Consider the following 14783-nt stretch of genomic DNA (forward strand, 5'->3'; position numbering starts at 1 on the left):
TCAAAAAAAATTTCCTTGCCCACTGTCAACAGTGGATACCCAAAGTGTACAAAACCTAAATTAACTGCAATGAATTACAGGCCGGCAAATACAGGGTATAACCTTAGAACTAGATAATAAAGGCTTGGAATTGGTCGATCCAATGATTTTTCGACCCTTCCGGTCGGACCTGCCTGTTCGTCAGACAGGGTTTCTAATTTTACCTCTCCTTTGGTGAGGTCAGAACTGCGTTTTTTAGCAGTCCCGATAGCTATCGGGATGGGTGAGGTAAAATAAAAAAACCGGACCAAAGTAAGTATTCTATACAATACTTAATTGGTCCGGCTTATTTACTTCAAGTTGTAAAGATGATCTATCCCAAAGAATATCCTGCCCTATAGTTACGTTTTACGTATTTGTTGGCAGGTTCAAAGTTGGTGACCTTCATGTTTTCTGCATCCCATAGCAATCGTTTTCTGCCATGATACTGCGATCCACCGCTCCAAAAACCTTTGTTTTCTGCATTGGGGTCAACTTCAAAATAAGCTTTAAGTGCCAAGTTACCTATAAGGATACTTTCGGTAAACGGACCGGCATAATCGAATGAAGAACTGGTTTCGGCATTACCATAACCGGCTATACAGGCGTTTACCCATTGTAGGTAGTGACCTTCCGGAACTCTGGCAATGGTTTCCGCAACTTCAAATTGTTCATTCAACGACAGCGGAAGCAATCTTGGATTGGCGCCATAACAGTCGGCCAATAATTTACCTTTTGTACCAATAAATAGTACACCACCGTCCCAGTTGCCCAAAGCTTCATCGTCTCCCATTTCATCCGGTCTTTCAGGCAGGAGTCCACCATCCATCCAAGTTACTTTTATATTCCCTTTGCCATCGGTTCTTGGATAGCTGAGGTGTATTTTACTGGAATTGGGGAAACTCTTCGGATAATCAGCTGTTTCAAATTTGCCCTTAAAGGAATCCGAAACACTGCATTCCACTTGGTTAGGATATAGAATGGGTAGAATTCTGTATACTGGATCCATAATATGGCAGGCCATATCACCTAATGCACCTGTACCAAAATCGGACCAGCCTCTCCAATCAAATGGAAGATAAGCATCGTTATAATCGCGCATTTCGGCGGTGCCCAACCACAGGTCCCAATTTAACTCCTTTGGTATTTTGTCTTTTTTGGTGGGCGTTTGTAAGGCTTGTGGCCAAATGGCCCTATTGGTCCAACATTTTACAGTATGTACATCGCCTATGATACCCGTGTCATAAAGTTCTTTCATTTTTCTTACTCCATCACCAGAGCCCCCTTGGTTTCCCATTTGGGTCACCACCTTGAATTTTTTTGCTGCTTCCGTAAGCATTCTGGCTTCCCAGATATCATGGGTAAGTGGCTTTTGCACATAGACATGCTTGCCCATAGACATTGCCATATAGGCTGCAACGGCGTGATTGTGATCTGGAGTCGATACCGAAACGGCATCGATATTGTCCTTTTCAGTTTCCAACATTTTCCTAAAATCGGCATAGTATTTTGCCTTTGGGAACGATTTTCTGGACTCAACGGACTGTCTGTCATCTACATCGCAAAGCCCTACAATATTAACATTGGGACTTTCTGCGAAGGAAGCAATATCACTCCTGCCTTTACCACCGGCACCAATACCGGCAATATTTAGTTTGTCACTTGGGGCAACATAACCTGGACCTCCCAATACGTGTCTTGGAACGATCATAAATCCGGCAGTTGCCAAGCCGGTACCTTTAATAAAATCTCTTCGCGAATTGGTATTAAACGCAGTTTTTTTTTTGGACATAATTTTTGAAAGTTTTTCTATTTTTTTAAAATGGATTTGAATTTAAATTAATTTTTTGTATTCCGCATAATGATGTTTTAATAAATTTCTATATTTTTTGTTAATTTATCAGTTGTGCTCTCAAAACTATTTCAAGTTAGAAGGGTTTTTATAGTGTTTAGGCTTGACTAGGCACTAATATAAATAGAGGCGTAACTTAATGATATATGGATCGGGAATACCTGGGGGGGTGCATAAATTTATTTATATTTTTTATCGTTTAAGCAGGTATCGTTTTATTTACAAACTTATTATATCTTGTAATCTTAATTTTTATTTAAAAAGTTTTATAGCAAAGAAATGAATTGTACTACCTTCCTCCGCCTGCCCATTTTCCTGTTTTTTACAATTCTTAATTTTTCCTGTGAGCAAAAAGTGGCCTATGATCGGCCCATTGATACCTGGGTATTCAGATCGGTCATGGATAAACAGCCACGGATGTTGACGGTAGCCCTGAATAAGGATTTGTATACCTGCTACAACTTGCAATCCGGAAATTTATACAAAGTATGGAAGGGTGGGGTCAATTATGAGGGTGCCGTTTATACCACGGCACATGGAATACAACCCACAAGTTTTGGTTTTGCTTATGTTCAGGATGATTCCCAACAAACACAATGGAGGTTAAGAAGTGAAGCGGGAGAGGAAATTCCGGATATCAATTATTTGGGTTATTCCTTCATTGACGGTCAAGTTGGGATAAACTTGGAATTGATCTCAAAAACGGGAAAATCGGTTAAGATCCGTGAAATTCCAGAATATGCCTTTGACAAAGGTCGTTCAGGATTGGTGAGGGCCTTTACTATTCTTGAAGGCGCGTCCAATGACTTGGTGCCCGTTTTGAATTATGGCACTGACCAAAAATTGATATACAAGGAAATCCTGAAAGGGGGGGAAAGGGAGGAAAATGGTCTTGGAGTGCTACTTTCGGAAAATACGGTGGTCAAGACGTATTTTAATCCGGTTCCGGCAGATTGGGCAGCTCCAATTGCAGATGATACCGGTATGATAGCCAATGGAAAGAAAATGGTTGAAGGGAGCGATTGTAGCGCATGCCATCTTAAAAAAGAAAATTTGGTGGGCCCCGCATATGATTCCATTGCTAGGAGATACCCTTTTGATTGGGCCACGGTTGATGTCCTGGCAGACAAAATTAGACTCGGTGGAACCGGGAATTGGGGTACTACCCCCATGTCGGCACATCCTGATATATCAAGGTCGGACGCACAGACTATGGCCTATTACATTTTGTCTTTGGACGCTGAACCTGAGCCCCAGGAAAGGGTTGTGGATATAGCATTGAATACACCGGACATCACTTTTGATCTGGACAATGAAGACAGAAGGGGAGGCGATAAAAAGGATAGGCAGTCCGGGGCGGCAGTAAGTTTGTATTTGGTCAATGACAGTGGGGATCTGTACGAGAATCTTACCAAAAGCACATTGCCCATCCTAAACGGCATTGCACCTGCCATCCATCTACCTACTTCAGGGGTGTTGGGAGAAATCAATGAGCATTTCTATATGGAGTTTAAAGGTTATATAAAATCTGATGAAAAGGTAAACAAAACCTTTAGACTAATTAGTGATGATGGTTCGGTGATGAAACTTAACGGTTCCGAAATAATCGATAACAGGGGAGATCATGGTGCTGTGGCCGTAGACGCTAAGGTAGGATTGGAAAAGGGATGGAATGAGTTCTTGCTGCAGTTTCAACAAGGCGGCGGAGGTTACGGTCTTTCGCTTCAATGGTCCGATGATGGGAAGCAGTTTACAGTGGTCCCCGACTCCGTATTTTATCACGACTCCAGTGCTTTTAGAAAACTATTGCCGTATGTGGCAAAAAAGGTAAGCACCGTTCCCGGAGACCAGATGCCCTTGAATGCGGTGCACCCTTCATTTGATATGTTCCAGGCCAAACCCTCGGAATTTCATCCTAGGATAGGCGGGATAGATTTTATAGATAAGGACAAAATGGTCATATGTACCTGGGATGCCACTGGCGCGGTGTATATTTTGAAAAACTACAATACCGAAGACCCCGAATCTATAGAAGTAAAGCAAATAGCCAAAGGATTGGCCGAGCCTTTAGGAATCAAAATGGTAGATGGGGAACTGTACGTACTGCAAAAACAGGAACTGACCAAATTGGTGGATACCGATGGGGACGAGATAATAGACGAGTACCAAAAAGTATGCGATTCTTGGAACGTTACCTCCCATTATCACGAGTTTGCTTTTGGATTGGTGTATAAGGAAGGTAGTTTTTACGCTACCCTGGCAACAGATCTGGGCTCGGAGTTTAAAGAAGTAAAGGATAGGGGAAAGGTAGTGAGAATTAGCAAGGACGGAAGTGAGGTCGAGGTTATTGCCGAAGGCTTTAGGACCCCCAATGGTATAGCGGAAGGACCGGACGGCGCCTTGTATGTGGCGGACAATCAAGGAAATTGGATCCCCACAAGTAAAATTGTGAGAGTGGAAAAAGGAAAATTTTACGGCTTTAAACATGCGGATTGGGAACGGGTAAAGGATTATAAGGAAGATCCTCCTTTGGTTTGGCTACCCCATGTCGAAATTAGCAATAGCCCCAGTCAGCCCGCTATTCTTAATTTAGGACCCTACAAAGATCAAATGATTCATGGCGATGTTACCCATGGCGGTATTAAAAGGGTATTTATCGATGAGGTGGACGGTGTAAAACAGGGGGCTGTTTTTCGTTTTATTCAAGGATTGGACGCCGGAATAAACAGGACGGTCTGGGGCCCAGATGGCAATCTGTACGCCGGCGGAGTAGGATCTGGTGGCAATTGGAGGCATGAGGGGAGACTATGGTATGCCCTGCACCGTTTTAAGTACAATGAAAAATCTACCTTTGAAATGTTGGCGGTCCGGGCAAAAAGCAATGGTATGGAAATTGAATTTACCGAGCCGATAGCTTCAGGTGAATTGGTGAACATCGATGCTTTTGAGGTGCAACAATATTATTATGAGGCCACTGAGGACTATGGGGGGCCTAAATTGGGAGTGGAAGGGCTTAAGATCAAATCGGTGAACCTTTCCACGGATAGGAAAAAGGTATTTTTGGAGATTGATGGAATCCAAGAAAACAGGGTGGTTTATATCCATATTAAAAAACCTATTAAAAGTGATGAGGACCAATCCCTTTGGTCAACGGAAACCTGGTATACCATGACCAAAAAACCTGTGGATCGCCCAGGAGTTGTAAATCCTTAAATTTTCGTCCCAAAGATGTAAGGGTATAGGATTCGCAGGGAACGTGGGCCCTATAGGCTTTGACTAAAGCTGTGGAATGCGTTTTATTTTTGGTATAAAAGACAATCCGCTTAGATGTGTATGGGATTTTTCAATGTGTTGCCTTTACCAGGTTTTATGGTTTGGGCAGCCATGGAGTGTATAGTTCCATCAATAACCAAGCGTTTTTTTATTAGAGATCCGCTGGAAACAATTGCGACCTAGTAATTCTCCTTTCACCCATAAGAAATATTGATTTCCCTATTCGTTATATTAATGTTAGGAAATATGGTAAAACCCTACTAATGTAGTATATTTGTAAACTATTTAGATTAAATCCAATTAGTATGATTAAAGTATCTGAAACAGCTAAGCAGAGGGTAATGGCCCTAATGGCCGAAGGAGGCTTTGATGCCAGCAAGGATTACGTGCGGGTAGGAGTTAAGAGCGGAGGTTGCAGTGGATTGTCCTATGAGCTTGATTTTGATAAAAAGACCACCGAAACCGATAAAATTTTTGAGGATAACGCAGTGCGTATCGTGGTGGATAAAAAAAGTTTTCTTTATCTGGTCGGTACCGTACTGGAATATTCCGGTGGACTTAACGGCAAAGGGTTTGTATTTAATAATCCCAATGCCCAAAGGACTTGCGGATGTGGAGAGAGTTTCTCATTATAATTTGGGGATTTGACAATTCGATAATTAGCTAATTGACAAATTTTCAAATTGATAAATTGAAAAAAATGGCATATACAGAGGAAGAATTAAAGAAAGAACTGGAGACCAAGGAGTACGAATATGGTTTCTATACGGATATAGAATCGGATACGTTTCCCAATGGTTTAAATGAGGAAATCGTAATAGCTATTTCCAAAAAGAAGCAGGAACCGGAATGGATGACCTTGTGGAGATTGGAATCCTTTAAAATCTGGAAGGAAATGGTGGAACCCGAATGGGCAAATGTGAAGTACAAAAAACCTGATTTCCAGGCTATTTCCTACTATTCCGCCCCTAATAAGAAACCGAAGTACGACAGCCTGGACGAGGTAGATCCCGAATTGTTGGACACCTTCAAAAAATTGGGCATTTCTTTGGACGAACAAAAGAAGTTGGCAGGAGTGGCCGTGGATATCGTAATGGATTCGGTATCGGTCGCTACCACCTTTAAAAAGACACTTGCCGAAAAGGGAATCATATTTTGTTCCATTTCAGAAGCCATTAAGGAACACCCGGAACTGGTCAAAAAATATATAGGTTCCGTTGTTCCGCAAAAGGACAATTTTTATGCCGCTTTAAACTCGGCCGTTTTTTCTGATGGTTCCTTCTGTTATATTCCAAAGGGCGTTCGCTGCCCTATGGAACTTTCCACCTATTTTAGGATCAATCAGGCCGGAACCGGACAGTTCGAAAGGACACTCGTTATTGCCGATGAGGGCAGTTATGTAAGTTATTTGGAAGGATGTACCGCTCCTTCACGTGATGAAAATCAATTGCATGCCGCAGTGGTAGAGCTGATCGCTCTGGATAATGCCGAAATAAAGTATTCCACAGTGCAAAACTGGTTCCCTGGAAATAAAGATGGTAAAGGCGGTGTTTACAACTTTGTAACCAAAAGGGGATTGTGCGAAAAGAATGCAAAAATTTCCTGGACACAGGTAGAAACCGGTTCGGCAATTACATGGAAATACCCATCCTGTATTCTTAAAGGGGACAATTCCATTGGGGAATTCTATTCCATAGCGGTAACCAATAATTACCAACAGGCGGATACCGGTACAAAAATGATCCATTTAGGGAAAAACACCAAGAGCACTATCATTTCCAAGGGCATCTCGGCCGGGAAGTCGCAAAACAGTTACCGTGGATTGGTACAGGTAAATAGCAGGGCAGAAAATGCCAGAAATTTTTCCCAATGTGATTCCTTGCTTATGGGGAACGAATGTGGGGCACATACTTTTCCCTATATAGAAGTAAAGAACAAGTCCGCCCAAATAGAACACGAGGCAACAACTAGTAAGATCGGGGAGGATCAGATATTCTACTGTAATCAGCGGGGAATAAATACAGAAAAGGCCATTGCCCTGATCGTTAACGGTTTTAGTAAGGAAGTGCTGAACAAATTACCCATGGAGTTTGCGGTGGAAGCCCAAAAATTATTGGAAATAAGTTTAGAGGGATCCGTAGGGTAAGGAAAATATACAAACACGGGGACCTTTAAACAGATAGAAAACACTACTATTTTTTTAATAATTGAAAAATAGATTTTAATAACATGCCGAAGGCGCCCAATTATTTTAAATAATTAGAATTAAGAACAATGCTGAAAATCAATAATTTATACGCTAGAGTAGACGATAAGGAGATATTAAAGGGGATAAACCTAACTGTTAATGCAGGGGAAGTGCATGCCATTATGGGTCCAAACGGTTCGGGGAAAAGTACCTTGGCGGCCGTAATTGCAGGGAAGGAAGAGTTTGAAGTTACCGAAGGAGAGGTATTTTTGGAAGGCGAAAACCTGGAGGACACCTCGCCCGAAGATAGGGCGCACAAGGGAATATTTCTATCCTTTCAATACCCAATTGAAATTCCGGGAGTATCGGTGACCAACTTTATGAAAACGGCGATCAATGAGTCCAGAAAGGCCAAAGGACTGGAAGAAATGCCGGCCAAGGATATGTTGAAATTGATCCGTGAGAAATCGGAAATGTTGGAAATCGATAGAAAATTTTTGTCCCGTTCACTGAATGAAGGCTTTTCCGGAGGGGAGAAAAAGCGTAACGAGATTTTTCAAATGGCCATGTTGGAGCCTAAATTGGCCATTTTGGATGAAACGGATTCCGGTTTGGATATCGATGCCCTGCGTATTGTAGCCAATGGGGTAAATAAACTAAAAAGTAAGGATAACGCCGTCATAGTTATTACCCACTACCAACGTTTGCTGGAATATATTGTACCCGATTTTGTACACGTATTGCACAATGGAAGGATCGTTAAATCAGGGACTAAGGACCTTGCATTGGAATTGGAAGAAAAAGGATATGATTGGTTGAAACAGGAAACTGTTTTATAAATAAGTTGGCAGTATTCACTGCACAGTTGGCAAAGCTGAATACTGAATACTGAATACTGAATACTGAAAAAGATGGATTTAAAAGAAAAATTGGTTTCCTCATTCTTGGCTTTTGAAAATGGTGTGGATGTAGATCATCCGGTACACGATATACGCTCGGAGGCCATTAAGAATTTTGAGACAAAGGGGTTTCCTACCAAAAAAGAGGAGGCCTGGAAATATACCTCCTTAAATACGTTACAAAAAATTGACTTCAGCATATTTCCAAAGAAGGAGAGCATGTTGGAATATAGGGATGTTAAAAAGTACTTTCTTCATGAAATAGATACTTTCAAAATTGTTTTCGTAGATGGGGTATACAGTTCCTTTTTATCAGAGACCACCCATGATGGTGTAGATGTATGTTTAATGAGCTCTGCCTTGAACAAACCTATGTTCAAGCAGATAATAGATGTTTATTTCAATAAAATAGCATCAAAGGATGATTCCTTGACCTCCTTAAATACCGCATTCTGCCGAGAAGGAGCCTATATCTATATCCCCAAGAATAAGATTCCAAAAAAGCCAATAGAGATTGTTCATTTTTCCACTGGCAATGAAGCTGCACTTTTGTTACAGCCTAGAAATTTGATCATTGCAGAGGAAAATGCGGAAATGCAGATTATAGAACGTCATCAGAGTCTTACGGCCAATGAAGTGTTTACCAATTCGGTAACCGAGATTTTCGCTGCCAAAAATGCCCATGTGGACTATTACAAGGTGCAGAACGATTTAACTACCGCCTCGTTGATAGATAACACGTATATTGACCAGAAAGACGCGAGTGTTGTAAATGTACATACCTTTTCATTTGGCGGTAAATTGACCAGAAACAATCTTAATTTCTATCAAAACGGGGAGCGTATAGATTCTACCATGAAGGGGGTTACCATTATTGAGGAAAAGCAGCATGTGGACCACCATACATTGGTACACCACATACAGCCCAACTGTGAAAGCCATCAGGATTATAAAGGTATTTATGGAGAAAATGCTACAGGGGTTTTCAACGGGAAGATTATTGTGGATAAGATTGCCCAAAAGACCAATGCATTTCAGCAGAACAATAATATTTTGGTTAGCGATAAGGCTACGATCAATACCAAACCTCAGTTGGAGATTTTTGCAGACGATGTAAAGTGTTCCCATGGTTGTACCATAGGACAGTTGGATGAAGAGGCCCTATTTTACCTTCAGTCCAGAGGGATTCCAAAAAAGGAGGCCAGGGCCTTGCTCATGTATGCCTTTGCCAACAACGTTCTGGAAAGTGTCCGGATCCCGGAATTAAAGGCAAGGATTAATAAGCTGATCGCCAACAAATTGGGGGTTCGTTTGGGGTTTGACCTATAGAATTGCTGTTCAATCCTATTACCATCACTGAATTTATCATGATACACACTGTTTTGGATATATTAAGTATAAGAAAGGACTTTCCAATACTGAATAGAAAGGTAAATGGGTATCCCTTGGTGTATCTGGACAATGCCGCTACCTCCCAGACACCTCAAAAGGTGATAGATACCATTGTAGATTATTACAGTAGGTACAATGCAAATATCCACAGGGGGGTTCATACCCTCTCGCAAGAGGCAACGGACGTTTATGAACAGGCCAGGCAAAAAGTACGCAAGCATTTTAATGCCGCCAAGTCCCATGAAATAATTTTTACCTCAGGGACAACCCATGGTATAAATTTGGTAGCCAATGGCTTTGCCCCGTTTTTAAATAAAGGCGATGAAATTATGGTGTCCGCATTGGAGCACCATTCCAATATAGTGCCTTGGCAAATGCTCTGTGAGCGTACCGGAGCTGTATTAAAGGTGATTCCCATGGGTTTGGAGGGGAAGTTGATTATGGAGGAATACCATAAATTATTGTCTCCCCGGACCAAATTGGTTTTTTGCAATCACGTTTCCAATGCCTTGGGAACCATAAATCCCATTGAAGAAATTATAGCGGCCGCCCATAAAGTGGGTGCTGCGGTCTTGATAGATGGTGCCCAGGCAGCACCACACCTAAAAGCGGATGTTCAGAAATTGGATGTGGACTTCTATGTGGTTTCCGCCCATAAAATGTGCGGTCCCACCGGAGTGGGAATGCTATATGGCAAAGAGGAGTGGTTAAATAAATTACCCCCTTACCAAGGTGGGGGCGAAATGATTGCGGAGGTAACTTTTGAAAAGACTACCTATGCAGATCTTCCCCATAAATTTGAGGCAGGCACCCCCAATATTTGTGGTGGAATTGCCTTTGGAGCCGCATTGGACTATATGAACGGCATCGGGTTTGATGCCATTGCACAATATGAGCACGAGTTATTGGAATATGCAACCAAAGAACTTTTGGCAATAGACGGATTAAAGATTTACGGGGATTTAAAGGAAAAGACGGCCGTGATATCCTTTAATATTGAAGGGCTTCACCCCTATGATATTGGAAGTATTTTGGATAAACTGGGGGTGGCCGTAAGAACAGGGCACCACTGCGCGCAACCCATTATGGATTTTTATAAAATACCGGGTACGGTTAGGGTAAGTTTTAGTTTTTACAACACTAAGGAAGAAGTGGATATCTTGGTGGCCGGCGTACAAAAGGCCAAAGCCATGCTTTCTTAAGTTTATTGGATTGGTTTTCAATCTTTTAAATTGTTGATAAGCAAAATTACTTGTTGTATTTTTGTCTGGAATGCTTACTATTATTTAATAGGCACAAAATTTAGATATGACTATAAAGGAAATACAGGAAGAAATCGTAGATGAATTTTCCATGTTCGAGGATTGGATGCAGCGCTATGAATATATGATAGAGCTTGGAAAATCGCTTCCGATGATCAAGGAACAATATAAGACAGAGGATAACATAATCAAGGGCTGTCAGAGCAAGGTATGGGTCCATGCCGAATTGGAAGACGATAAATTGATTTTTACCGCCGATAGTGATGCCATCATTACCAAGGGTATCATTGCTATTTTGGTAAGGGCCTTCAGCAATCAAAGACCTAAGGATATTATAGATGCGGACACTGATTTTATTGATGAAATTGGTCTTAAGGAACATTTATCGCCTACCAGGGCCAATGGCTTGGTAAGTATGATAAAACAATTGAAGTTATATGCCGTTGCCTATCAAACACAATTAAATTGATTTCCATTATTTGGAAAATTATTGAACATAGCCTTTGTGCAAAACATAAAGATTTAAACTAATGAGCGAAGAATTGGAAATTATGGACACCCAGGAATTGGGCGAAAAAATAGTAAGGGTACTAAAAACTATTTATGACCCTGAAATACCTGTGGATATATATGAATTGGGGTTGATCTACGATGTTTTCGTCAATGAGGATTATGAAGTCAAGATCTTAATGACACTTACCTCTCCCAATTGTCCGGTTGCGGAGTCGCTTCCAATGGAAGTGGAAGAAAAGGTTAAATCCATTGACGAACTAAAGGATGTAGAGGTGGAAATTACTTTTGACCCGCCTTGGACACAGGAATTGATGAGTGAGGAGGCCAAATTGGAACTTGGAATGCTGTAAGGTAGTATTGGGATATGAGTATTGAGTATTGAGTACAGAGTAAAATAGTGGGAAAAAGTCCAGCCCCCTCCTTTGGAGTGGGTTGGGGGAGGACAAGCTCAAAGTCGTGAGACTTTGCGCAGCGGGTCATTTTCAAAGTAGTACATGGTTGAATTGCTGCTTTAACCCATTGTTACAATTATAAAAGTATGTCTGAAATTATAAATCGTGTCTCCCAAAGTAAATTGGTAACCTTTAATCTTGAGGATTATTATCCCAAGGGAAACAGGGTGGTTCTGGATATTAAGGAATGGTTGTTCGAGGGATTAATTCTTAGGGAAAAGGATTTTAGGGCCCAATTGGAGGAATGTGATTGGAGTAAATACCAAGATTGTTATGTGGCAGTACGCTGTTCTACGGATGCCATTATACCAGGCTGGGCGTATATGCTTATTGCTACTAAATTACAGCCATACGTGCGGAAGATCATTATTGGGGACCTGGAAATGTTGGAGTCCTCGCTCTATCAGTCCGTATTGGAAAATTTGGATGTATCCGAATTTTCCGATAAGCCCGTCATAATCAAAGGTTGTTCCAACAAACCTGTTCCGGCCAATGCCTATTTATGGGCAACCACCAAGATTCAATCGGTAGCAAAAAGTGTAATGTACGGGGAAGCCTGTTCTTCGGTCCCCTTGTTCAAGGCCAAATAATGGGCTATTTCAATTAAAAATTCTGACCACTTTCCTTATTTTTGCTGTTTAATAAATAAAACACTAACTATAATGAAGAAAATTGTTTTAGGAATAGTCGCGTTGTTGGCTATAAACATTACTGTTGCCCAAAGCCTTGAAGAATTAAAGGCCGAGAAAGCCAGTAAACAGGATTCCATTTCTGCCATTCAAGGAAGGGTAGACGCCATACAGGGGAAAATAGATGCCATTCCCGGGTGGAAAATGGGTGCTTTTGGAACCATTGGCACCAGTCTTTCCGGATTTAATAATTGGTATTCCAAGGGCGCTCCCAATTCCAGTGCAGGGAATATTGGAATTACCACAAATGCCTTCGCCAATCTGAGCCGGCCAAAATTTTTCTGGCGAAATTCGTTGAACATCAACCTTGGCTGGGTAAAAATTGACGATAAGGATATTGATACCGACGATGATAGCTTTCGTTCCGCTACGGATGTTTTTAATATAACCTCTTTATACGGTCAGAAACTGAGCGATAAATTGGCTATTTCTACCCTGGGGGAATATAGGACAACAATCATTGATAATTTTAACGACCCTGGGTATTTGGATTTGGGGGTTGGGGCAACTTGGACCCCAATTACGGATCTGGTAGTGGTTATACATCCGTTGAACTACAATTTTGTTTTTAGCAATGAGGATACCGTTTTTGAATCTTCATTGGGAGCTAAAATAGTGGCGGATTATACCAAGAAATTGGGCAAGGTAAATTTTAAGACCAATTTGTCCATGTTTCAAAGTTATAAAAGTTCGGATTATTCCAACTGGACCTGGACCAACTCCTTTGGATATACCTTTTGGAAGGGGATAGGCCTAGGGTTTGAATTTGGCCTAAGGGACAACAAGCAGGAAGCTTTGAGCTATGCTATTGACAATCTTGATGTGGGGGATCCTACCCCTACTTTCGATTCCATAGACAATGATCTGCAGACCTATTGGCTGTTCGGATTGAATTATTCGTTCTAAATACCGAATCGATAATTAATATAAATGCAAAGGCCCTACTTAAGGGCCTTTTTATATGCTTAATACTCATCCAAATGTTCCGGATATAGAAAGTTGTTATATGGAAATCGGGTAATGTGTATGTCCCGTACCTCATCATAAACGCGTTTTTTAAACTCTTCCAGATTTTCTTTGTTCAGGGCCGAAATGAAGAGGGCCCTATCGCCAACACGTCGCATCCAGGTATTCTTCCATTCTTCAATAGTGAAGTGTTTGCTGGTTTTTTCCGTAATTAGATCGTCATCATCGATACTCTTATGTTCGTATTGATCTATCTTGTTAAAGACCATGATGGTTTTTTTATCCGAACTCTTTATTTCGGTAAGAATTTGGTTTACCGAATCTATATGCTCTTCAAAATTTGGATGGGAAATATCAACTATATGTAACAACAGATCCGCTTCACGTACTTCATCCAAAGTGCTTTTAAAGCTTTCCACCAATTGTGTGGGCAGTTTTCTGATGAATCCCACAGTATCGCTCAATAAAAAGGGGAGGTTGCCTATCACCACCTTCCGAACCGTGGTATCCAAGGTGGCGAACAGTTTGTTTTCGGCAAAGACATCACTTTTGCTAATAACGTTCATCAGTGTGGATTTCCCAACATTGGTATACCCTACCAAGGCTACACGTACAAGGGCACCGCGATTGCCCCTTTGTGTTTCCATTTGTTTATCTACCTTCAACAACTTTTTCTTAAGGAGTGAAATTCGATCACGAACAATACGTCTATCGGTTTCTATCTCCGTTTCACCGGGTCCGCGCATTCCAATACCCCCCTTTTGTCGTTCCAAGTGCGTCCAAAGGCCGGTTAGTCTGGGAAGTAAATATTCGTACTGGGCCAGTTCCACTTGGGTCCGTGCATAACTGGTCTGTGCCCTTTGGGCAAAAATATCCAGGATTAAACTGGTACGGTCCAAGATTTTACATTTTAATTGCCTTTCAATGTTTCGCTGTTGTCCCGGTGTAAGCTCATCATCAAAAATTACGGATCCTATATCATTGCTCTTAACATAGGCCTCCACTTCCAACATTTTTCCGCTTCCAATATAAGTTTTAGGGTTGGGCAGGTCTATACGTTGTACAAAACGCTTACAAACCTCTCCCCCTGCCGTATAGGTAAGAAATTCCAGTTCATCCAAATATTCCTTTACCTTTTCCTCATTTTGGTCCTTGTTCATCACCCCTATGAGTACCGCTTTTTCATATTCTATGGTCTTCTTCTCTAGCATATATTTATTTATAGTACAAATCTAGTCAATACTTACCAAGGGTTTTTAGTAATTTAGCAATCGATTAT

Annotated in this window: 12 protein-coding genes; 10 read left to right on the plus strand and 2 right to left on the minus strand. The window is 41.3% G+C overall.

The window, feature by feature from the left end:
* Positions 1 to 352: 352 nt before the first annotated feature.
* A complete protein-coding gene (locus tag D0S24_RS00355; RefSeq protein ID WP_117017872.1) occupies positions 353 to 1810 on the minus strand; it encodes a Gfo/Idh/MocA family protein in 1458 nt (485 codons plus the stop codon).
* Between the two features lie 339 nt (positions 1811 to 2149).
* On the opposite strand from D0S24_RS00355, the gene D0S24_RS00360 reads away from it, so the two are divergent.
* The 10 genes from D0S24_RS00360 to D0S24_RS00405 all read left to right on the plus strand — a co-directional run bounded on the left by D0S24_RS00360 (position 2150) and on the right by D0S24_RS00405 (position 13444).
* Complete coding sequence (locus D0S24_RS00360; RefSeq protein WP_117017873.1) at positions 2150 to 5083, plus strand: PA14 domain-containing protein; 2934 nt, start codon at positions 2150 to 2152, stop codon at positions 5081 to 5083.
* A 365-nt stretch (positions 5084 to 5448) separates the two neighbouring features.
* Positions 5449 to 5778, plus strand: a complete 330-nt coding sequence (locus D0S24_RS00365) for an iron-sulfur cluster assembly accessory protein (protein WP_111622857.1) — start codon at positions 5449 to 5451, stop codon at positions 5776 to 5778.
* A gap of 65 nt (positions 5779 to 5843) precedes the next feature.
* The gene (gene sufB / locus D0S24_RS00370; protein ID WP_117018539.1) at positions 5844 to 7289 is read left to right on the plus strand and encodes a Fe-S cluster assembly protein SufB; all 1446 of its coding nucleotides are present in this window, start codon (positions 5844 to 5846) and stop codon (positions 7287 to 7289) included.
* A 128-nt stretch (positions 7290 to 7417) separates the two neighbouring features.
* Positions 7418 to 8170 carry a Fe-S cluster assembly ATPase SufC gene (gene sufC / locus D0S24_RS00375; RefSeq protein WP_117017874.1) on the plus strand — a complete coding sequence of 251 codons (753 nt, stop codon included), beginning with the start codon at positions 7418 to 7420 and terminating at the stop codon, positions 8168 to 8170.
* A gap of 72 nt (positions 8171 to 8242) precedes the next feature.
* Complete coding sequence (gene sufD, locus D0S24_RS00380) at positions 8243 to 9559, plus strand: Fe-S cluster assembly protein SufD (protein ID WP_117017875.1); 1317 nt, start codon at positions 8243 to 8245, stop codon at positions 9557 to 9559.
* Between the two features lie 38 nt (positions 9560 to 9597).
* Complete coding sequence (locus tag D0S24_RS00385) at positions 9598 to 10824, plus strand: aminotransferase class V-fold PLP-dependent enzyme (RefSeq protein WP_117018540.1); 1227 nt, start codon at positions 9598 to 9600, stop codon at positions 10822 to 10824.
* A gap of 106 nt (positions 10825 to 10930) precedes the next feature.
* The gene (locus D0S24_RS00390) at positions 10931 to 11353 is read left to right on the plus strand and encodes a SufE family protein (RefSeq protein ID WP_117017876.1); all 423 of its coding nucleotides are present in this window, start codon (positions 10931 to 10933) and stop codon (positions 11351 to 11353) included.
* Between the two features lie 61 nt (positions 11354 to 11414).
* Positions 11415 to 11747: an SUF system Fe-S cluster assembly protein gene (locus D0S24_RS00395; RefSeq protein WP_117017877.1), complete on the plus strand. Its 333-nt coding sequence runs from the start codon at positions 11415 to 11417 to the stop codon at positions 11745 to 11747.
* 188 nt (positions 11748 to 11935) lie between these two features.
* Positions 11936 to 12439, plus strand: a complete 504-nt coding sequence (locus D0S24_RS00400; protein WP_117017879.1) for a DUF2480 family protein — start codon at positions 11936 to 11938, stop codon at positions 12437 to 12439.
* A gap of 72 nt (positions 12440 to 12511) precedes the next feature.
* On the plus strand, positions 12512 to 13444 hold the full coding sequence (locus D0S24_RS00405) for a DUF3078 domain-containing protein (protein ID WP_117017880.1): 933 nt from the start codon (positions 12512 to 12514) through the stop codon (positions 13442 to 13444).
* A 59-nt stretch (positions 13445 to 13503) separates the two neighbouring features.
* Here the strand turns inward: D0S24_RS00405 and hflX are convergent, their stop codons facing one another.
* Entirely contained in the window at positions 13504 to 14715 is a 1212-nt protein-coding gene (gene hflX / locus D0S24_RS00410; RefSeq protein ID WP_117017882.1) for a GTPase HflX, read from the minus strand.
* Between the last annotated feature and the right edge of the window lie 68 nt (positions 14716 to 14783).

Source organism: Arenibacter sp. P308M17 (genome assembly GCF_003426735.1).
Lineage (GTDB): Bacteria > Bacteroidota > Bacteroidia > Flavobacteriales > Flavobacteriaceae > Arenibacter.

Excerpts from the sequence above, each read along its gene's own strand:
- D0S24_RS00355 (WP_117017872.1), bottom strand. The coding sequence starts at position 1,810 with ATGTCCAAAAAAAAAACTGCGTTTAATACCAATTCGCGAAGAGATTTT.
- D0S24_RS00360 (WP_117017873.1), top strand. The coding sequence starts at position 2,150 with ATGAATTGTACTACCTTCCTCCGCCTGCCCATTTTCCTGTTTTTTACA.
- D0S24_RS00365 (WP_111622857.1), top strand. The coding sequence starts at position 5,449 with ATGATTAAAGTATCTGAAACAGCTAAGCAGAGGGTAATGGCCCTAATG.
- sufB (WP_117018539.1), top strand. The coding sequence starts at position 5,844 with ATGGCATATACAGAGGAAGAATTAAAGAAAGAACTGGAGACCAAGGAG.
- sufC (WP_117017874.1), top strand. The coding sequence starts at position 7,418 with ATGCTGAAAATCAATAATTTATACGCTAGAGTAGACGATAAGGAGATA.
- sufD (WP_117017875.1), top strand. The coding sequence starts at position 8,243 with ATGGATTTAAAAGAAAAATTGGTTTCCTCATTCTTGGCTTTTGAAAAT.
- D0S24_RS00385 (WP_117018540.1), top strand. The coding sequence starts at position 9,598 with ATGATACACACTGTTTTGGATATATTAAGTATAAGAAAGGACTTTCCA.
- D0S24_RS00390 (WP_117017876.1), top strand. The coding sequence starts at position 10,931 with ATGACTATAAAGGAAATACAGGAAGAAATCGTAGATGAATTTTCCATG.
- D0S24_RS00395 (WP_117017877.1), top strand. The coding sequence starts at position 11,415 with ATGAGCGAAGAATTGGAAATTATGGACACCCAGGAATTGGGCGAAAAA.
- D0S24_RS00400 (WP_117017879.1), top strand. The coding sequence starts at position 11,936 with ATGTCTGAAATTATAAATCGTGTCTCCCAAAGTAAATTGGTAACCTTT.
- D0S24_RS00405 (WP_117017880.1), top strand. The coding sequence starts at position 12,512 with ATGAAGAAAATTGTTTTAGGAATAGTCGCGTTGTTGGCTATAAACATT.
- hflX (WP_117017882.1), bottom strand. The coding sequence starts at position 14,715 with ATGCTAGAGAAGAAGACCATAGAATATGAAAAAGCGGTACTCATAGGG.